Source organism: Pseudomonas sp. SM4, from assembly GCF_051913165.1.
Taxonomy (GTDB): domain Bacteria; phylum Pseudomonadota; class Gammaproteobacteria; order Pseudomonadales; family Pseudomonadaceae; genus Aquipseudomonas.
This window is the reverse complement of record NZ_JBODOE010000014.1, coordinates 1-19,531: the sequence shown is the minus strand read 5'-3', so window position 1 is coordinate 19,531 and position 19,531 is coordinate 1. Positions and strand designations below refer to the sequence as shown.

Annotated in this window: 23 protein-coding genes; 1 reads left to right on the top strand and 22 read right to left on the bottom strand. The window is 56.9% G+C overall.

The window, feature by feature from the left end; genetic code table 11:
* Nucleotides 1–30: 30 nt before the first annotated feature.
* The 3 genes from ACQ4MY_RS23360 to ACQ4MY_RS23350 form a co-directional block, all read right to left on the bottom strand.
* Nucleotides 31–1,377, bottom strand: a complete 1,347-nt coding sequence (locus ACQ4MY_RS23360; protein ID WP_440096635.1) for a delta-60 repeat domain-containing protein — start codon at nucleotides 1,375–1,377, stop codon at nucleotides 31–33.
* 200 nt (nucleotides 1,378–1,577) lie between these two features.
* Nucleotides 1,578–2,936, bottom strand: a complete 1,359-nt coding sequence (locus tag ACQ4MY_RS23355; RefSeq protein WP_440096634.1) for a hypothetical protein — start codon at nucleotides 2,934–2,936, stop codon at nucleotides 1,578–1,580.
* A 300-nt stretch (nucleotides 2,937–3,236) separates the two neighbouring features.
* A complete protein-coding gene (locus ACQ4MY_RS23350; protein ID WP_008078629.1) occupies nucleotides 3,237–3,620 on the bottom strand; it encodes an SCP2 sterol-binding domain-containing protein in 384 nt (127 codons plus the stop codon).
* A gap of 577 nt (nucleotides 3,621–4,197) precedes the next feature.
* Here ACQ4MY_RS23350 and ACQ4MY_RS23345 point away from each other — a divergent pair.
* On the top strand, nucleotides 4,198–4,569 hold the full coding sequence (locus ACQ4MY_RS23345) for a DUF6124 family protein (RefSeq protein WP_440096633.1): 372 nt from the start codon (nucleotides 4,198–4,200) through the stop codon (nucleotides 4,567–4,569).
* A gap of 62 nt (nucleotides 4,570–4,631) precedes the next feature.
* On the opposite strand, the gene ACQ4MY_RS23340 is transcribed toward ACQ4MY_RS23345, so the two are convergent.
* The 19 genes from ACQ4MY_RS23340 to ACQ4MY_RS23250 form a co-directional block, all read right to left on the bottom strand.
* Nucleotides 4,632–5,735 carry a hypothetical protein gene (locus ACQ4MY_RS23340; protein WP_440096631.1) on the bottom strand — a complete coding sequence of 368 codons (1,104 nt, stop codon included), beginning with the start codon at nucleotides 5,733–5,735 and terminating at the stop codon, nucleotides 4,632–4,634.
* Between the two features lie 74 nt (nucleotides 5,736–5,809).
* The gene (locus ACQ4MY_RS23335; RefSeq protein WP_440096630.1) at nucleotides 5,810–6,808 is read right to left on the bottom strand and encodes a hypothetical protein; all 999 of its coding nucleotides are present in this window, start codon (nucleotides 6,806–6,808) and stop codon (nucleotides 5,810–5,812) included.
* Nucleotides 6,809–6,862: 54 nt separating this feature from the next.
* Nucleotides 6,863–7,585: a lysozyme inhibitor LprI family protein gene (locus tag ACQ4MY_RS23330; RefSeq protein WP_440096711.1), complete on the bottom strand. Its 723-nt coding sequence runs from the start codon at nucleotides 7,583–7,585 to the stop codon at nucleotides 6,863–6,865.
* Nucleotides 7,586–7,620: 35 nt separating this feature from the next.
* Nucleotides 7,621–8,475, bottom strand: a complete 855-nt coding sequence (locus tag ACQ4MY_RS23325) for a tetratricopeptide repeat protein (protein WP_440096629.1) — start codon at nucleotides 8,473–8,475, stop codon at nucleotides 7,621–7,623.
* Between the two features lie 2 nt (nucleotides 8,476–8,477).
* Nucleotides 8,478–8,630 (bottom strand): hypothetical protein, encoded by a 153-nt coding sequence (locus ACQ4MY_RS23320; protein WP_157173061.1) that lies wholly within the window; start codon nucleotides 8,628–8,630, stop codon nucleotides 8,478–8,480.
* A 19-nt stretch (nucleotides 8,631–8,649) separates the two neighbouring features.
* Complete coding sequence (locus ACQ4MY_RS23315; protein ID WP_440096628.1) at nucleotides 8,650–9,021, bottom strand: hypothetical protein; 372 nt, start codon at nucleotides 9,019–9,021, stop codon at nucleotides 8,650–8,652.
* 10 nt (nucleotides 9,022–9,031) lie between these two features.
* Nucleotides 9,032–9,481, bottom strand: a complete 450-nt coding sequence (locus tag ACQ4MY_RS23310; RefSeq protein ID WP_045122979.1) for a hypothetical protein — start codon at nucleotides 9,479–9,481, stop codon at nucleotides 9,032–9,034.
* Between the two features lie 88 nt (nucleotides 9,482–9,569).
* Nucleotides 9,570–10,247 carry a hypothetical protein gene (locus ACQ4MY_RS23305; RefSeq protein WP_440096627.1) on the bottom strand — a complete coding sequence of 226 codons (678 nt, stop codon included), beginning with the start codon at nucleotides 10,245–10,247 and terminating at the stop codon, nucleotides 9,570–9,572.
* Nucleotides 10,248–10,285: 38 nt separating this feature from the next.
* A complete protein-coding gene (locus ACQ4MY_RS23300) occupies nucleotides 10,286–12,736 on the bottom strand; it encodes an alpha/beta hydrolase (protein WP_440096626.1) in 2,451 nt (816 codons plus the stop codon).
* Nucleotides 12,737–12,745: 9 nt separating this feature from the next.
* The gene (locus tag ACQ4MY_RS23295) at nucleotides 12,746–14,188 is read right to left on the bottom strand and encodes a TIGR01777 family oxidoreductase (RefSeq protein WP_008078661.1); all 1,443 of its coding nucleotides are present in this window, start codon (nucleotides 14,186–14,188) and stop codon (nucleotides 12,746–12,748) included.
* The gene (locus ACQ4MY_RS23290) at nucleotides 14,181–14,669 is read right to left on the bottom strand and encodes a cell division protein (RefSeq protein ID WP_440096625.1); all 489 of its coding nucleotides are present in this window, start codon (nucleotides 14,667–14,669) and stop codon (nucleotides 14,181–14,183) included. Before ACQ4MY_RS23290 ends, ACQ4MY_RS23295 begins: the two co-directional genes overlap by 8 nt.
* A gap of 99 nt (nucleotides 14,670–14,768) precedes the next feature.
* Entirely contained in the window at nucleotides 14,769–15,407 is a 639-nt protein-coding gene (locus ACQ4MY_RS23285; RefSeq protein WP_440096624.1) for a hypothetical protein, read from the bottom strand.
* A gap of 4 nt (nucleotides 15,408–15,411) precedes the next feature.
* Nucleotides 15,412–15,825 (bottom strand): lysozyme inhibitor LprI family protein, encoded by a 414-nt coding sequence (locus tag ACQ4MY_RS23280; RefSeq protein ID WP_158559171.1) that lies wholly within the window; start codon nucleotides 15,823–15,825, stop codon nucleotides 15,412–15,414.
* Entirely contained in the window at nucleotides 15,822–16,871 is a 1,050-nt protein-coding gene (locus tag ACQ4MY_RS23275; protein ID WP_440096623.1) for a sel1 repeat family protein, read from the bottom strand. Before ACQ4MY_RS23275 ends, ACQ4MY_RS23280 begins: the two co-directional genes overlap by 4 nt.
* A gap of 21 nt (nucleotides 16,872–16,892) precedes the next feature.
* Nucleotides 16,893–17,354 (bottom strand): XAC2610-related protein, encoded by a 462-nt coding sequence (locus tag ACQ4MY_RS23270; protein WP_440096622.1) that lies wholly within the window; start codon nucleotides 17,352–17,354, stop codon nucleotides 16,893–16,895.
* A gap of 9 nt (nucleotides 17,355–17,363) precedes the next feature.
* Complete coding sequence (locus ACQ4MY_RS23265; RefSeq protein ID WP_440096621.1) at nucleotides 17,364–17,789, bottom strand: hypothetical protein; 426 nt, start codon at nucleotides 17,787–17,789, stop codon at nucleotides 17,364–17,366.
* A gap of 38 nt (nucleotides 17,790–17,827) precedes the next feature.
* On the bottom strand, nucleotides 17,828–18,352 hold the full coding sequence (locus ACQ4MY_RS23260; protein ID WP_440096620.1) for a hypothetical protein: 525 nt from the start codon (nucleotides 18,350–18,352) through the stop codon (nucleotides 17,828–17,830).
* A gap of 43 nt (nucleotides 18,353–18,395) precedes the next feature.
* Complete coding sequence (locus ACQ4MY_RS23255) at nucleotides 18,396–18,800, bottom strand: hypothetical protein (RefSeq protein WP_440096619.1); 405 nt, start codon at nucleotides 18,798–18,800, stop codon at nucleotides 18,396–18,398.
* Between the two features lie 41 nt (nucleotides 18,801–18,841).
* Entirely contained in the window at nucleotides 18,842–19,420 is a 579-nt protein-coding gene (locus ACQ4MY_RS23250) for a lysozyme inhibitor LprI family protein (protein ID WP_440096618.1), read from the bottom strand.
* Nucleotides 19,421–19,531 lie beyond the last annotated feature (111 nt).

The following is a 19,531-nucleotide window of genomic DNA, read 5'->3' as shown; positions in this document are numbered from 1 at the left end:
GGCAGCATTGCATGACAAGGCCCCCGCACCTCAAGCGGAATAACACAACAGGAAACCGCCCTCCACCTGCGGCCAAGGCTCCGCGTCCACCGACAGAGCCCCACAAACAAACACTCGTCGACCATGCAACACCATATCGGTCGTGTCTTCGATCAGCAGCGGTTCATCGTAACGGTTGAAACCTGTGCCATTGAATGTCGGGTCCAGAACCCCGTCAGGGCGAAAACGCGCTGTCACGCTAGACAATGTTTCAGTGACAAAACCGATGCCGGTATTACCGGCGACGATGATTGATCCGTCTTCCTCTATCGCACAGCGCAGCCAATACAGCCCCTCAGACACAAAGTCGGAATACAGCGGACGGCCGCTATTGAAGACGAGGTTAAAGGAGCCGCTGGCGTTCAGAACGACGGTCAACGCTTTTGGCGGCACTCCCCGTGCAGGGCGCGCCCTGCCAACCGCAACGATCCGGCCATCGTCTGGACTGACGGTGATGGCGTCCAGTCTGATTTCGCTGCTGTTGGAAAGGATGACGGCGCGGCCGTTGTTGAAATCAGCATCGACCTTACCGGCAGCAGTGAATCGCACGACAAAGACGCCCTGATCCTCCAAACCGTTAAAAAGGCTCCCGCCGACCAAAATACGGCCATCCGCCTGAACCGCAACGCTGCTGGCGCTGTTCCATTGATGGGGAACGCCTTCAAGCTCGATGATTGCAAACCCTTGCCCATTGAAGGAGGTATCACGAGAACCATCCGAATTTCGCCGCAGGACGATACCCCTCAGTTGATCGAAACCCTGAGAAATATTACTGACCAGGACGATTTTGCCGTCGGCCTGCTCGGCGACCGAAATCGAGGCAGACGTCTGTTGAGCACCATCAGTGGCCACTCGACTGCCGGGGGATACTGCAAACGCGTTATGTCCTGACTTGCCAAAATCACCGTAAGGAATGAACAGAATGCCGGTTCCATTCAAGGACTTGTCCAACTGGCCATCCGGCAAATGGCGAATAACCAACAAGTAACCGGTTGGCCCGGTCATGCCCTGACCCACAATCAGCCACCCACCCTTCGCCGTCGCGCTGATACCGAAAATGTGCAATGCCTTAACGGTATCCAGCGGCACAAACACGAAACCGTGTTTATCAACGCCAAACTGCTCATCCAGCGCACCGTCCGCCTTGAGCCGCGCCACTGCATAGCCTGCGCTGTTTCCCGCCAGCGGCAGGGCAACCAGCAGCTTTTCTTCAGGCTGAGGCAGCACAGCACTCGGTACGAAACCGGAGATGGCGGGAATTGGAAATTTGAGGATGCCTGTTTTATTGAAAGTCGGGTCGAGAGCACCCGCACGAACGATTCCTTGTTGTTGCCCCATGATCCTGCTCCATCCAGTGATGAGGGTCCGTTGCGGACTCTGCATCCCGATTGAGCACCCATCTGCGCGGCAAAACACCTGTCAGAGTTGACAGGTGTGTCTCGCTGAAGGGCAATCATGGACATTTCAGCCCGGCTTAAAAGCATCGCGGGCAAGCCTTCCTCTACGGGAGCAAGAGTTACCCGCGCAGGGACTTACTATCAAGCGAGGTAACGCAGCACATACCCCGGAAGGGGCGGGGTGTCAAAGGATGTGTAACCGCAAATAACGGTCCGGTTGTCGGCCGTTACTGTGCACCCTGTGAACAAATCGATCCCGCTTTCGTGGTTAAAGATCGTCCACCCTTTGTCCACGAACGTTGTATCCAAAGAGCCATTCGGGTTATAGCGCGCCGTTGTGACTGAACTGTTTTCATCAATAAATGCCGACCCACCCTGCCCACTGACGACCAACTTGCCATCGGTTTGCAAAATACAACGCTCCCAGGAAACACCGTGCTCCGTGAAGCGGGAAAACAGTGGTTTGCCATTGTTGAAAACAAGATTGAAACTGCCGCTCGAGTTCAGCGCTACGATCAGCCCATCACGACGCCTATCAAGATCTGCGGTTCCCACCGCAAATACGCCGCCATCCGGTTGCAAAGCCATCGAAACAAGGTCAAGCCATCGACTGCCATCGGTAATGGTTACGACACCATTCTGGTTGCTGCCATAGCTGGCATCGACATTGCCATACTGGTCGTAGCGAATCACGTAAGCGTCGGGCCACTCATCGTCGGAAGCCCTGCTGAAATCACCACAAACCAACACGTTGCCGCCCGGCTCAACCGCTAAGCCGTAAGCGTAGTTCCAAGCGTGATCGATCCCAGGCAGTTCGACTTGTACAAAGCCTTTCTGATTGAAAGTCTTATCCAGAGACCCATCTTTCTCAAGTCGTATTACCAGCCCTCTCAGATAGTTGAACGCAAAAAAGACTGTGCTGCTTAGAACAACTTTTCCATCCTGCAGCCCCACAGCAGCCACTCCGACCCCACCCGCAGATGACTTTTCAGCATTTTTTTCGTCATGGCGACGGGTGAGAAAATTTGCATCCGGATAGCTGCGAGATCCGATGAGGTCATAGACATTGACGGTGACCATGCCGTCCTTTTGAGGACCGAAGGACGTATCCATCTGGCCATCGTGCAATTGACGAATGACCGCCAGGTCAACGGTATCGTTGGGGTGCTTAACCGTTCCCGTGACCAGCCATCCGCCATTGTCGAGGAGGCGCAGATGGCGAGCAGAAAAAACAACGCCCGCCCGGACAGGAATCTCGACAATTCCCTGTTTCCCAAAACTCGAATCCAGCGTGCCGTTCTCCAGCAACCTTGCAACTTTGGCTGGAGAGTTTTCCGATGGAGACGCGCTGAAAAGCACTAGCATTTTTCGGTCAGGTAACGCGGCGACCGAATCAGGGTACTGGCCCACAATGCCTTCAAAAGGCAGCTCGAGTATGCCGCCAGCAGCAAAGGCAGGATCGAGGCCCTCTGCTGCCGCTGCTTTTTCAATAGTGTTCATGATCGCACTCCCTGTGATTTACCAAGGGTGCCCACCAATGGACACCGTTCACAGTGGAGCACCAACCCGAAATAAGCACACCTGTCAGACCTGACAGGTCTACCTCGCCGGAAACACTGCATGTAGGAGCTGCGGCACGCTGCGATCTTTTGATCTTGATTCTGGATTTCAAAATCAAAAGATCAAAAGATCAAAAGATCAAAAGATCAAAAGATCAAAAGATCAAAAGATCGCAGCGTGCCGCAGCTCCTACAGGAATTGGTTGGGCGATTTGCTCCGGCTCGGCGTGACTGCCTTGAATCAAGCCTTGGGCTTTGGCTTGCGTGGTTTCAGGTACTTCATCAGTCCTTGAAACCACATCACCAGCGCCGGGTTGCCCTTGAGCTGAATCGACTTGTCCTGAATGCCCTGCATGAACGCCAACTGCTTGTTCTTCGCCTGCAGCGTGGCAAAACCATACGCCGCATCTTTGAAGGCAATCGCAAACGCTGGCTCCGCGACCACGCCGGCCTTGCTGGTGATGCGCTGGTTCTTCACCACGAAATGCCGCGCCACCTTGCCGTCCAGGGTCTGTAGCTGAAACACCAGATCCTTGTCGCCCAACTGCTGCTGGAACGCAGGATTTTTCCGACTGGCCTTACCCATCAACAGACCCAGCATCCACAGGAGAAAACGAAATTTCATGCGCACAGCCTCAAAAGGAAAATGAACGGCCGGGGCAGTGTAAGGGATTCGCACAATAACGCCACTATCTGCCACCGTTGCAAGAGGATGCAGACCATTTCCCGCACGATGACCACCAAGTCACAATCCAAAGCCCCGCCACTGATCGCTCCCACGCTCAGCGCACAAATCCCTCCCGAGCCGCCCCGCCCCCCTTTCCTACACCTGTTGCAACACACCCCTGTAGGAGCTGCCGAAGGCTGCGATCTTTTGATCTTCCCCCCTGCAACTCCTTAGGAAATTTCCCGCAAAGCGCGGCGGCGTGCATGAACTAGGCGGCTTGAAGGTTCATCGATAGGCTGAGTACGTCACCACAAATCGGTGATACGGACGTGCAAGTCCGGTTCAGGTGCACAATCACTGATGGCATTCCGCCGAGCGTTTTCCTATGCTCGCGGATCGTTATGGCGGCTGTGCGTCGGAGACCTTTGGGTCTGCCGGGTACCTGGACCGGTCTTGCACACCAACGCACAGCTGCCACCTCTTTCGAAGTGCAAAGCGAAACGATGGCAGTCTCTTAACTCCAGGAAACTGCGCCATGATCAAACCAACACCCAATCCCCCCGAAACCCCGGACATATCGCCCTACGAATCGCTGGAATCAAAGAAATTCCACGAAGCCGCCGAGCGCGCCCTCGACCACCATTTCAAACCGCCCCTCGAACCGCAACCCAAACGGGAAACCGGCCTCTTCAGCCTCTCCCCCGGCACCGACGCCGAAGCCCTTATGGCCAACGCCTCCGAAGACCTCCTGTCCATCAGCGTCATCGCCTGCGACCTCGCCGACGACCTCCACGGTTCACGCCGCTCGGTAGCGCTGGCCCTGAGCAGAATGGCGGACGGGGTGAGACTGATGGTGGAAGGCACGCTCGACCACATCGAAATACGGCGCGCGGCGGTCAAACCGTAGCAAAAGGTATGGATGAAAAAAGGGGACGTTGAGTCCCCTTTTCTGATCCTAAGCCACAGCGACTAGCGAAAGTCCTCTGCGCTTTTTGGGCGTGCTTCCAACCCGAAATCCGCCAATCGGTGGACGTAAGCGTTGCCACCGGCATTACAAGATTGGCGGAACACAACTTTGTCCTCTTTGAGCACCTTCAGATAACTCACGAATGCCTGACTAACGAAGTAGGTGTAGGCACCGCTTTTGAACTTGATGATGTTCAGGTTCACGCTGCCTTCCGACGCATCAACAACGAAGATTTTGCCCTTGGGCGGCAAAGCCGTCTTCGGATAGACCATCTCTATTTTTCCCGGAACACCATAACGGTACTGAACAGAACCGGCCGTGGGTTTGCTGTTTCCGCGCGCGCAAATGGAAACCGTCTTGCCACCCTGTAACGGGCAGCTGAAATAAATGTCTTCGCCCTCCGAGCACAACGTTCCATCCTGCCCGCCCTGCAAAGGCGCTTTCTCTTGCGAAACGCGTTCCGGTGTTTGAGCGACATCGGCACAATTGGACAAACACACCAACTTGGAAAGATCCGGAACATCGCTTTCAGTAAACAGGTACGTCGCTGAGCCCTCACGATTGCGGGCGTGGTAAACGGGAACACTGACGGCCAGCCCCTTGGCAGACACCGGTACTTCGGCATCTCGGCCCGAGACAACCCGGCCTTCGGCCCCCCCGCACAACTCCTCCAAGGCGACTTCATTGAACGAATCTTTCGTTGGCACGGTGAACGGCTTGGCATCACCTCGGCAATCGTAGCCGTGCCAGTAAGGCCCGGTGTTCATATCAATGTCTATCGAGAAGATATAGGCGCCGTCGAGTACTACCTTGCCGCTGTCGTAGGTAAAAACCAGCCAACGACGCGACTTCGCCTGGGAGTAGTTTTCATTCGCCAGGATGTATCGCTCGCCATCTCGATACAGCCAGAAATCACTCATTGCTCCGGCCGACTCGGCCTCTTCGGAGAGACGTTGCCCGGACTTGGCGTCCACCAAGAAATCGTCTTTCAGCGCCAGCTCACAGTCGCTGCCGACGTCCCTGCACGACTTGAGCGACGGAAACATCGGCCCCGCTGCCACAGAGAAAGAACACAGCAATAGCGCGACCAAACCTAATCTTTTCAACTTGCCTTCCTGTCATGATTTACGGGTCTGATTGAACAGAAGGCATTTCGCCTTTGAACCCTGTGTCCTGCGTTTTAAAGCGAGTAATCCATCACTTCTTTCAACTGCCAACACTGCCCACGCTCAAACCGATACTCGAAGACATAGTCGGTATCCGGTTTCTGCAGAATCGCGGTCGCTTTGTTGCCCCGCTCTTCCTTGACGGTCAACGTCAGGCCCTGGGCCTCTCGCTTTGCCAGATCAGGAATGATTGGAAACTTGAGTTCATCACCGCTGAGGCTGCGTTTTTGCATCTCAGGCTCAGGATCGCCGGCCACGGTAGTGACCATTCTCAGCGGTTGCAGGACGAAAGCCTTTTGCACGTCAGCGCGCTCGGAAAACGCAGCGAGGAACACTGAAAACTCGGGTGAGGGACAAGCTACACGGGGCACGTCGCCGGTGGTTTCGAGCGACTTCTGGCGCAGTTCCTGTTGAAGCTTTGAGTCAGCAATGATCTTTGTATCGAGGTCTGCCAGGCGCTTTTTGATACTCGCCGCATCCTTGTAGGCACACACAACATCGACGCCGTTTTCAAGGTCTCGGCCGTCTCGGCAATCCTGCAATTCGGGGTCTGGCGGATCACCGCGAAAAAACCGCAACGACAACTGTTCGCCCTGCTTGATGAGTGGCAATTCCAGCGTCCAATAGGTGTAGCCTTCGAAACCACCGTTTGACTCTTTTCGCCTCATGAGCACGTAAAGGGACTTCCCCGCTTGCCCAGGGAATTTACGTTCGAAAAAAAACACCGATGTGACTTCATCACCCACGAGCGGCGCCACAAACGAGAGTTCTGGCCTCGTGGCACTCATTGTCGTGTAGAAAACCTCCCCACCGGGAACGTAGGCACCTGTCGTCTGACCTTTGAGCGTGTTCTTCAAGAACAACACGGTGATCTTCTGCTCGCCCACCGATGCCACCACCGGCGGATGCATTTGCTTGATGGTTTGCAGGTCATCAGCCGTTGCCGTTTGCGCGGTAAGACTGATGATCGATATGAGCATGCACACACAACTGAAAAACCTGGTCACTTCCATTACTTCCTTGTTGATCGACGAATTGATCAATATTCAATAACTGGCGCGAGGGCATCACGATGACTCAGGTTCGCCGCATTTCAGCACTTTGATTTGCTCGTTCTTGATCGGAATCACACAGGCGCGACGCTTCTCACCGGGCGCGTAAAGCTCTGTAGTGCTTAACGTCAGGTGCAGGCCGTCATCTGCAAATACAGGTTCCTCAAATCTGGCATCGGTATAACCGGACCGGAATGACTTGCCATCAAAACTGCAGAACTGCGCCGATGACAACACTCGCCATCCACCGTCAGGCGCGAGAATCTGAACCGTCAGGCATGGGTTTTCGAACGAGTAGAGATAGCGCGCGACTACGTCTTGGTAACGCTTCGCGCCGGATCTGGAGACCTTGTTCATATCAACTACATCACCCGGACTGTCCGCCACAATCCCGTCCAGATACACCGCACGTTCCAGGCTCATTCTGGCGACGCAGCTATTGATTGATGTGGAATGCATTACCGCATCAGGGTCGATATCCGTGGCTTCGAGCGGGCATGTGGTATCGCGCAACTTGATCCATGCTCGCTGTGACTCTCTGGCGATGGCCATGAATGCCTTGCCCTGTTCGGGATCGCGTTTTTGCTGAGACTCAAACCTTGCCATCAGCTTTTTGTAGCTGGCGTTGAGCTTTGCATCGGCTTTCTCGCGGTCGGCTTTCACGCAAACGTCAACTTGCCAGCTCACACTAATGACTTTGCAATCGTCCTCAGCGTGCGCAATTGACCCGCACAGCATCCCGAGGGGCAACGCAATAAAGCGGACAATCCTGTTCAATTTTTCATTCCCTGATGTGCAGTTCGTTCAGCGACGCGTTGCGGAATCTTCTGTGCCTTGCCGGCGGCAGCCATTGCCTCGCCGTATTCGCGGTAATAGCGCTGCGCTTCGTCTTGTTTGTTCAGTCGCCACAGCGAATCGGCCATGTTCAGCATCAACACCGTGCGTTTGCCGACCGCCTCAACACCGCGATAGAACTTCAGTGCCAGCTCATCTCTGCCGCCCTCGGCGAGGTAAAAACCCAGGTCGTTGTAGGCCTGAACGTTTTGCGCCGGGGGATGGCATGCCATGTAGGATTCGGCACTCAAGAAGTCCAGGCTGCCTTCGATGGACTGCGCACGGGACTGCGCCGGCTCGATACTGGAGACCTGTTTCAGCAAGTCCTTTGGGGACACCGTTTCCAGGGTAGGAGTGAGCACATCACCGTCTGCGGAAACCCACTGATTGCCCTTCCACTGGCCGACACAAAAAGTGGCCCAACGATCAGCCAACACGCAACCGGTCTCCATGGAGATCACATCGCAATGCTGTTGCGACACCAGTTTTTCTTCTTGATTCTCATCCGACAACATGCCGAAGACGACCGGGTCGAGCAACAAGGTTTTCTTGTCAGGACTGAGCATATGAGAGTGACCATCGGCGCCAATGTCGGTGCCGAAAAGCGGGAAGGTTTTGCCATTGGCGGTGAACCATGCAGTCGCCGATTCAACGCCGGGCATGGTCCATTTCGTCGCCCGGAACGTAACCGTGTGCCCGCCGATACCAACAATTGGCGGATCTTCGTCTTCGGCAAAAGCGCAGGCGGCGGTTGCAAACAGACTGCCGATCAACACCCACTTAAGGCTGGCCATATTCAATCCTTTTCTCCGCCGGGCTTGGCGATTGCAGCTGCCTTTGGGTAACGCCATACGCCTCGATCAGCTGCTCCCATGACCCCTTCGAGCCAAACGAACGCCGGCGACGAGAGCAGCCATGCCAGGCTGCCGGCGAAAAAATACTGATTCATCGCGAATTCCCTTTCGCCGTTAACCGGGCTGTTTTTCCGTAAGGCATTTTGCGTAGCCATCGGCGAACCTGGCGTCAAAGGACAACGCCACCGGCTCGTCCAATTCGGCCGAGGTATTGAGCAATACGCGGGTAGCCGGGGTGTATTTGATCCAGCCGATGGTGCCGGTGCCGTCCGTGTCGAAAAACAATTGGGCGCGCACCACTTCGCCGTCGTCTTCGTCGATCAGCAGATTGACCTTGGCCTTGCCGACATACTGAAACGGGAAGTCGCTGCTCCTGACCATTTCGGTAAGGTAGCCGTAGCAACTGCCTTCACTGGCACTCGCCGGCAGGGCAAAAGGCAAAAGCAGCAGCGCGCTCAGCATGCTCCGAATGAAAAACCGGTCCATCCCATCATCCTTATTCAAGCGGCGGTGATTCCGCGTCGGTCATCGTCAGCAGACGGAATTCGTTGTTCACAAATTCGTAGTAACGGTCGCGGTTGACGCTTTCCAGCGAATTGCCCTGAGCGTCTACTTCACCATCGAGGGCAATCCCGGTAATGAGGATCAAGCGGCTGTCGGGTTGGTTGAGCATGGCGAACGTGCTGCCGTCGTAGGCATTCGGTAGCCCGCCGACAACTTCTCCGGTTTGTGCATCGAGCACTTCGGCGCAGATGGCTCCGCCGCCACAACCCAGTGGGTTGATGATGTAGTGGCCGGCGAAGTTGACCTTGCCTTTCAAGGCCTTCGCGCGCGCACTGTCCATCACCGGGTTGCTGTTTTCCTGCGGCACCAGCGCAGGGTGAGTCCCGGTGAAGACCGGGCTGACGGTGTAATCCTTGAAATCCGGGTCGGCGGCGAAGGCCATGGATGAGGCCACCCATATCAAGCTGCCGAGTAGAACCAAAAATCCTTTCACGCTGTAACTCCATCTGTGCGACGTATCGTCGGGATGTTCATTCGAAGGCAATGCTGCGCACCGCTGTCTTGATCTGTTCGAAGCCTGCGGCGCTGATCGCCAACGGGGTGGCCGAGCCTGATTCGGCGGCGCCGATCAGCACCTGCTCACCTTGCATCAGGCAGAAGGCAATACGGCTGAATTGAGGTTGATGCGGTGGGTGGTAGCCGATGATGAACCCCGACGACCTCGCGCCCTGCAGTGACTCAAAGGCATAGGTCTGCGGATCACCCGCCAGCGCTGTTGGCCGCCAGCCGTTTTCGGTCAAGGTCGCCGGGCACTTGCGGTCATTGGCCTCGCGCAGCAGTTGCAGTTCGATCGTGTCATCCGCTGGTAGCTGCGTCGTCAGGGAAGAAAAGCTGCCGAGGTTTTCACACATCATTCCGAACCATGGCTGAGTCAGATTGGCCGACGTTGCAAAATTCCATTCATAACCGCTGGATGTCGGCGCTTGCCACAAGTGCGGGGCGCTGGAGGGATCGGGCCGTTGTCGGGAGGCGATGAAGATCAGATCGGGGGCGTTGAATTGCAGCCATTGGTCTTGCAAGAGCGGCATGGAAAACCGGCACGCGCCCATATCGACGCCAACATCCGCCGGCCCCTGAGCGACCCGTGACTGGCCTGTCGTATTGCCGACCATCACGGGCTCAGCGGCATGGCCCATTTGAGCAAGCATGAACAAACACGCCAGTAATCCATGCAAATATCGAGGCTTCACTGCGCATCCTTCGCATTGATCAATTGCAGCTCACCATCCCGATACAACACTTCACACCCCACCCACGCCGGATCAACCTGCGGCATCACCGCCGACGGCTTGCGCAATTCCCGCAACAACGTCGAGCCATGCGACAGCCGCCCACCCATCCGCGCAATCACCGCCCGCGCCGTCTGGTAATGCGCGTGCCGCCCCGGATCGAGGGTGTCTTCGAGCAAAATGTCCTCGCCCAGAATGCCCTGCACCTGCCCCGGATAAATCATGAACCCGGTGGCCTGCTCGGCGCCTTCACGGCCGTCCTGCCAGAAACTGCCATGGCGCGTGCGCACGTCCGGGTGCGGCGCGAACCAGTCTTCGCGGTCGGCCAGCGGCATGGCGTGGTGCAGGCGGAAGAAGATGCGCATCAGGTTGTCGCGGTACCACTCGCGCACTTGCAAGTAGTAGCCGCGCAGGCCCGGCAGGCCGGTCGAATGCGCGATGCGGATCAGGCTCGGCCACTGTGGAAAGGCCTGCAACGGCAGCTCGCTCGGCGCCGGTCGCGGGGTCGCCGGATCGGTTTCCCAGGGCAGTCGATGCGGGCTATTTTCAAGGTTGTCGTAAGCGGTCGGCGGGCGCCCCAGCCAATCGCCGCCGCTGCTGGCCAGCGCCGTGGCGATGCACAGATTGCCTTGCACGACGAACACGTAAAACCGGGTGAACCAGTCCGCCAGTTGCTGACCGTCAGCGTTTTGGACGACGAGTTCGGCCAGCTCTTGATCAAAGCGTTGCAAGCCGTGTTCGAGACTGAGCAAATGGCCGCGAGCGATGCGTTGCATGCGCAGGAACAGCGGCAGCGAACGCAGCAGCTTCAGCGGTTGCCACGGCAGGTGCGGGGTCGCGCCGCCGACTTCACCGGCGTAATTGCTGGCGCTGATGCCCCAGTCGGCGAGCCGGGCGAGAAACAGGTCATTGTTGATGTAGGAGGCGCCACCGAACACTGCGGTGAACGGTTCGTTGTCCTGCAACACTCGTGCATCCCAGCGCGCCATGATCGCCGGGATACTCGCTGCCGCGCGGCGCTGGGCGTACTCCACCAGCACGCTCGGTTGCCGCGGCAGGATCTCGGCGATGTTGGCGGCAGTCAGGTGGCGGCGCCAGCCGTAGTCGCTGATCGGCCGGTATTGCAGCAGCCACAGTTGCGCACCGTCCCAGGCCCATTCGACGTCGCCGGGCACGTAGTGAAAAACGCGCAGCACGTCTTGCAGAAACTGCCACAGCAGCGCTTCGGTCAGACCGTGCGTGGCGGTAAATGCACCGCTGCGCCAGGCCTCGCCGACCCGCGACAGAGTGGCGCGCGAAGGGCTGACGTGACCGTCGGCCAACGACTCCAGATGACCTTCCACCCATTCCAGTTCAACCGACAGATGCCGGACAAACGCGATGCCGGAAACCTGCGGCGTGATAAAGCGCTGCACCACCACTTCCTCGACGCCTTCGGCGGTCAGTTCGGCGATGCGTGTCGGCACGTTGGCGCGCGGCTCGCGCAGGTAAGTGGTGCTCAAACCGGCGTTTGCCGAATCAGCCTGATCCTCGCCATAGCTGGAGGAGCGCACGGCCCAGGTCACGTCGGGTTGCGCGGCGAGAAAGGCTGACAGGCGCGGATCATCGCAATCGTTGAGGTTCAGCGCTGCCGGCACCGGTTGCCGGGCCAACTCCGCCAGACGCAAACGGCCGCCCTTGGTGTGCGCGACAAAACCACGCTCGCCGGACTCCAGCCATGCGGCGAATTCAGCCGGCGCGTCGATCCACGGGTAATGGCCCCAACCGGGTTTCAGGCTGATGGTCAGATCAGCGCGGGCGAGAATCGCCGACCATGCCGCCGCTTGCTCGATGCCAAGCACGGCATCCTGATCACCCCAGACCAACTCGACCGGATCGGTGATCCACTCCAGCAGCGGCAAAGCCGTATCGGCGCGGATCAGGTCCCAATGCGGCACAAACGCCCGGCAACGCGCATAACCGGCGCCCATGCGTTGGTACTGCGCGGGCGTCCAGGTCTGATTGGAAAACTTGCGCGCGAACAGCCTCGGTTTGTTCGACAGCAGCCAGTGAATGGTCTTGCGAATCGGCAGCGGTGACATCAATGCCGGCAGCCGCCGTTGCCAGAGAAACGCCCCCACCGGCGCCAGTAGCACGCTGCGGGAAAAGTGCCCCGGTCGGCGTTGCAGCGCATGCAGCACCAGCAACGCGTTGACCCCGACCGCCATGATCGCGCTGCCCTGCTGCGTCATCGCCAGCAAGGTCTGCGCGTAATCCGCGAGATCCTCGCAGGGCGGCTGCGGGTTAGCGCCGAAACCGGGCAATTCCAGCGGCACCACGTCGTAGCGCTGAAAGTGCGGCAGCGCGTCATCCCACCAGTCGGCGGCGCTGCCGTTGCCGGCCAGCAGGTACATCAAAGGCTTGCTCATCAACGATCCTCAGGCCAGATCGCGCAGCGCCGCGTCGAGGGTCGGATAGCGAAACGTATAGCCCGCCTCGCTCAGACGCTGAGGCACCACACGCTGCCCGTCGAAGAACAACTGCGCCATCTCCCCCGCCAGCGCGCGCACGGGCGCCGCGGGAACGTGGAACCACACCGGGCGCTTGAGGACCTTGCCGACGTTCTCGGCAAACGCCGCCTGACTGACCGTCTCCGGCGCCACCAGGTTGTACGTGCCGTGCAGAGTTTCATCGTGGAAGGATCGGGCGATCACCTGAATCACATCGTCGCGGTGCACCCAGCTCATGATCTGCTGACCATCGCCCATGCGCCCGCCGAAACCCAGGCGAAACGGAATCAGCAACGGCAACAACGCGCCGCCCGGACCGAACACCACACCGAGACGCAGCACCACCTGACGCACGCCAAATTCAGTTGCCGGTTGCGCGGCGGCTTCCCAGCGCGCGCAGAGTTCGGCCATGAAACCGTCGCCCTTGCTCGCCTGTTCATCAAGGCTTTCGCTGGCATCGCGCACGCCGTAGAAACCGATGGCCGAGGCCTGCACCCACAGCGCCGGTTTGTGCCGCGCATTCTTCAGCCAGGTCATCAGGCTGTCGGTGGTGTTGACGCGGCTGGCGATCAGTTGCGCCTGACGCTTGGGACTCCAGCGCGGCCCCGCCACTGGTGCGCCCGCCAGATTGATCACCACGTCGAAGGTCTCGTCGTAGCCCAGTTTGCTCAGCGACCGCACGCAGCGCGCGCGGCCGTCGAACAGGTACGCCGCCTTCAGCGGATCGCGCGCCAGCACGCTGACCGTGTGGCCGGCGTCGAGCAATTGATTGACCAGCGTTTCACCGATAAACCCGGTGCCGCCCGTGACCAGCACACGCTTGTAGGCGCCGCCGGCAAACGGGTTGGACGGCTTGCCTTCACGGTGCATGCGCAATGCCGCCAGACCGTCACGGATCCCCGACGCGGTTACGCCCACGGCAAACAGCGTCAGCACCCAACCCTTCCAGCCGAGATCGATAGCGCTCAGGCCAGTCGGCAAACTCGCCCACTGCGCCAGTTGCACCCCGTACAACGCAAAAAACGCCCCGCCATTCACCGCCAACACGGTGTGCATGATGCGTTCGACCGCCGGCAGTTTGCGGCTGCGATCCTCAACCACGAAGTCCCACAGCGTCAGGCCGATTTCCAGCGCGAACAACAGCGCAATCACAATCGCCCAGGCACCACCGAATTGCAGGTGCGCCATGCCGAGAAACAGAATCCCGTAGAAACACGAACGCATCGCGTGGATCGACAACTCCAGCCGCGCACTGTGCCGATACGGCAGCGCCACGGTCAGTTCGTGATGATAAAGGGTGTCCAGCGCGCCGAGGCACGCTTGCGCAATCAGCAACGTCAGCGCCCAATCCAGCAGCGAAAAATCAGGCATGGTTCGACTCACTCATGGCGTTATCAGAAAGGGAATTTCGCCGGTCGTGGCAATACAGCCAGGCCAGCGGCGGCAACAGCACAAGCAGCGCAAAGGCGTCGAACCAGAGGTGCGACCAGACCTGCTTTTGCAGCGAAACAAAAACGTCCTGCGGCGCCCACAGCACAATGCCGGCGAACAACCAGGCCCAGGCCATCGGCGCTTTCAGGCGATTGCCCAAATGCACCAGCCCAAGCATGAACAGCGAATAGCTTTGCAACGTCGCGCCGAACAGCGCGAGCCACCAGACCTGCTGCTCACGGGCAGCGGCCGGCACCGCGTCGGCGCCCCAGAAAATTTGTTCGAGTGTGTGCAGATAACCGTCGAGCAGCCCGGAGTGGCCGGCCCAGGTCAGGGTCAGACCGGCGAGCAAGTGCACCAGCGCGGCGGCGTATAACCACAGCACCAACGCGCGGCGAAGGGAGAAAGAGGGGACTGGCATTCCGTGTCCTGGGGGTATTCCTTTGAGGGTGGGGAGTTTAAAGGAAAACGCAGGGTATCAGTCGCTCGAAGATAAACGATTGGTGGCGTTCAGTGACCGCTATCGCAAGGTGTGAGCGTCGATCATGCCGAGTAAATCCTTCAACCTGGCAATATCCTCTTCGTAAAAGTCATTACATTGCGTGACGACTACATATTCAGAACCGATCGCTTTTCCATGGGTACTGCATACGAGTTCAAAACCTTCCCCGCCACCCTGTCGTTCATACACGACATCCCGCGCATCGATCAGTACCCAGCCTGGCATTGCCAGTTTTTTAGTGGCTGATTCAGGCAACTGATCGAAGTACATGATTCCCTCAGCATCCGGCAACTTGACGAGCAAGTTGTAGGGCGACGACAAAGTACTCATCCCCACCGTTTTCTTGACCTCGTTGAGGTCATCACCCCGCACGATAAATGTAGGGAGGCGGTCGATATCACTTTCATAAGTTGGATGATTGCGTGGCGCCAGCTTCAGGACTTCCACGGCGCCCTCGTTGAGGCAACTGACCACTTCGAGCGTTGACTGGATGTCGTGAAACGCGCAGGTGGACTCTTGAGCAGACACTGTCGGTGATAGAAATCCCGCGCAAAACGCGAACGCCCAGGTGAAACAAGCTTGGGGCACGCTCAATCGAATGGCCCTTCTACGCATTTCCATATCACCACCCAACCAAGCAAAAACATTAATCAGCACAACATCAATGTGCCGGAAGGATGCCGTCCAAATATAAAGCTCTCTCCAGACTCATCTTCGCGGTGCACCTATTCAGATCTGCAGAATAGGATGGCTTGTCCCATTCATTCTCAAACCCCTCAAGCCTGCAGTTCGAATCCCTCAGCTTTATCCACGCCCGCTGGGAGTTTTTCAGTCGATCCAGAAACGCCTTATGCTCTTCATGCCGAGACTGGTATTGAAAAATATACCGAGACCCTGCTCTATCAATCAGTGCTTCGTAACGGTCATTAAGCACGCGAGCCGCAGCCTTCATCGCTTCTTCTGCGCACTCGGCACGTTGCCCGGCCACGGCCTCGCAATCCGCATCTTGGGCAAAGCTGACTGACGAGACTGACATCGCCATAAATGCAAAGAACATCAAACGGGCGACATTCACTGAGTGCCACCTGCGCCAATACATTCAATTGAGCTGTCCATAACGACGCTTCGGACCAGCAAACGCTCGACCGCAGCAGGGCTCCACTTAAGCTCGGTCTTGCTGGCCTCGCGGTAACAGGCCATTGCGCGGGGTAGATCAGCAGCGACGACAGTGCCGGTTTCGTAGACTTCACCCAATCGCAGGAGTGCTTGGGTAGAGCCTCGTAGCGCGGCGCTTTCCAATGTCGCCATCGACTTTTGCGGATCGATGCAGGCCTTGTCATCGCCGTACTCACCTTCATCGCAGTAAAACAAGGAGAGGAACACGCCATCGTCGGGATTGCTCTGAAATCCCTGATTCATGAGCTTCAGAATCTGTTCATTCGGCAATCGCGGTGCCTGCCCGGAAAGACTTATCCCCGCAGCTGCTATCGCCGCTTGGGCCGAACCTTTGCGGGCGCCGTCCACATAGCTATCCAGCGCTGCCGCGTACAAAGAGACACCAGATTCGCCAGACGCCTTGTTGACCAGCCGATCGAACATCACGCCTTTTTTCAACTCGCGCTCACCGGGTGAAGGGCGATCTGTCCGAGCCACGTCATTCATTACCGCTTCGAGCGTCCAGTCTTCAACACTGTTCAGCACCCAGCAGTCGCTTTGCTTGAAGACGAAAATCTTCAAGAAAGCACCCTGCTGATCACGCACCACCACCCTGTTCAGAAACGTAATCTCGATAGCCAGATTCGACGCTGCAGCATTCTCCGCACTCAGCATACTGAATTCATCGGCGGGCAAATGCTTGACGCTGCGCACGACAACCTTGGGTATGTTGTTCTCAGCCACGACGTGAGTTGTCTTCACCGACGATGCGGTAAATGCTTTCTGTACCGTCGAGTCAGATGAAAAGACTTTGACGAAGTCAGCGAAGTTGTTAGCCGGGCATTGCTGTTCAGTAGAGGCGAAGGCGCTTGTGCACAGGCCGGTGCTCAACAATGCGGTGGAAAGCCACTGAGTTAGCCTGCTTGTTGCCATGCCGTAACTCGGTACCGCAAAAAATCGTTTCAACAGTGTTCATCCTTGAGTCATTCAGGTTTTGCGTTGGGTGAATCGGGTGATGCATTGCTTCGGCCTGTTCATTTCCCAGTAAGTGCTGAGCAACACTTTGCGTTTTTTGTCGACGCGCAGATTGACGAAGCCATCGCCGCAATCCGGCTGCAACTCTTTGAAGGTGCCGGTTTTGGCTTGGTAAACGAACACCCTGAAGTAGTCGTAAGTGCCCATGCCGTCGTCCAGCTGCCAAATCGAAAAATCTTTGGCACCGTCGAAATTGAAGTCCTCGATCTGTACCTTGAGTTCGTTTATGGCTTCAAAATCTATGGTCCGGGGCTCGCTACGCGTTTCGCCTTTAACCGAGACATTCAGTGTGGAGCCCTCAATAACCAGCGTCGCTTCAACGCCTGTGACCGGGCTGAACTTAGTGGTTTCGGCCAGTGCCGGGATCGCCCACAGCAGGCCAAGCAGTGATACCGCTAGAGTTTTGAATTGCATGTGCTTGCCCTATTCCCACTTGCATCCGGACTCCAGGGAGGAGTCGATGTTGGGGTTATTCAAGAAGTGGTAAACCTTTCTGTTGGACTTTTTCGTGTACTTCATCGAGACGATCTGCGTCCCTTGAGTCACGAAATCGTAGGTTCCCGCGACCTTGCCATTGACGACTTCAGACCACGTTGTGGCTCTCTGCCAAGGGGCGTCGGGACCGAGCATCTCTTCCTCGGTATTCGTCAACACAATGGAGATGGGCTCACTGGACTTGGCGTATTTGACGAAGCCACCTGACCATTTGCTGGACGCGTCGTAAAAGGTACGGAACTGAAACTTTACCGGACTGGATTCGGAGAGTTCGAAGCAAAACGATTCGCCGGTGACTGCGCCGTGAGCCACTAGCGGGAAGAGGCTGGATAGTAGAAGAAGTACTTTTTTCATGTTCATTTCCTTATGAGAGATCGGGGCGTACTGGCCTATTACGATCCCGCTACACACTGCCCATCCTGAAGATCAGGAGCCAGCGCCCGATTTCCCGACAGATACCAGCTCGCAAGCGACTGACTCTCGCAATAAGCGTTCTTCTCTGCATCGTAATAAAACGCCACTTTATGATTGGCCATCCCGCCCCGGTTGGGGACGAACAACTCGACGGCGAACACGACATCGGGCATAGCAGTTTTTCTATCCGACATCAGCGAGGGTGGCCCCAGAAACCTACAGGGCACGCCGTCAAAAGGCAGATCCAACTGGCCTTCTTGATACCTGTAAATCGCACAAATGCCATTCGGATCTTCGATCACCACGGCAGCCATCGTTCCACCGCTCCAGCTAACGACGCCATCTGTAATAGAGCGAAAACTCTCTGCAGGCATTTGGTGTTCTTTCGTTAGCGCGGCGACCATGGCGGCGGGCATTGCTTGGCTTGTACTGACACCGGCCGGCTCTGCGCTTGCGGGCAATGCCCACGTCAATGTCAGGAACAACAAGGAAACGACTTTCACTTTGACTCTCCGATGGCGTGGCTGACTGTGCAATACACGACCATTACTGCGCCGTACATTCAGGTTCAGCGAGACGCTCCCCATCAACGCGAAATTTACATAATTCGGTAGTTTCATTCACTCCAACCAACGACATCAGCTTGAAGGTCAGTTGCAATTCGGTGTCGGAAAACGTCGCCTTATCCAATGAGACATCGGAGAAGCCGTTGTTAAAACTCTTCCCTGCAATGCCGCAGAATGCAATCGAGTCGCTCGCAGCCCCTTGCCCCCCAGGCTTGAGAATCTGAATATTGACGCAGGGGCTATCGAACGTCTGGAAGTAACGGACAATTTTTCCGGAAACCTTAGCGACATCCGCTTTGTATATATCGACGATTGGCTCTCGTGCGTTGCCTGCAAATGCACAACATGAAAAACACAAAACTGAAAACAGTGACAATCCTTTCAAGACTTACCTACTCCATCTACCGGCTGATCAAATGCTTTAATTCACTGCTTGTTCTTGTCCGGAGCCATGGCCAATTGACGCGCTCGCTCTATCGTCGCGCGGATCAAGCAGGAATTTGACCATTCACCGAAAACCGATTTATACGATTTCGCCTCAGGCAGACACTCCGCATCGCGAAACTTCATCCAGGCTCTTTGGGTTTCTCTCAGGCCTTTCTGTGCATTTTCGTCCAACCGCTCCATGCGCTCCCGGTAAACCAGGTTGAGCAGTGCATCCGTATCCGTCACAACCAGATCAAGCGCCCCACTCGACGCAGTTGGCCACACAACGTCCGCCAGCGCCTGCTTGGTTTCGTTGTTCCAATTGTAGAAACCGTTCTCTTCAATCTTCAGCCAGGCAGAGCGTCTATGATGATTGGTCGGATCGGTCGCACTGACTTCAGACTGGTAAACAATCTCCAGATAGATCGGGTCGCTTGAGCGCTGAGGATCATTCAGCAACGTTTGCCGAACGATGGCCCGTTGCTTTTTGCTCTCGGTAATTTCAATCGAAAAGCATGGGTCCGGTCCGGGACGGTCAGACGATTTCACCCTCGCCAGACACTCTTTACGAAGGGCCATCGACGGAGCATCCGGCCCCCATCCTATGTCTACATGTAGTGGTCAACTAATCCCGGACACGACGTTAAGTTTTTCTTCGGCCCGAGCTGGCGCCAACCCACCGTTGAATTG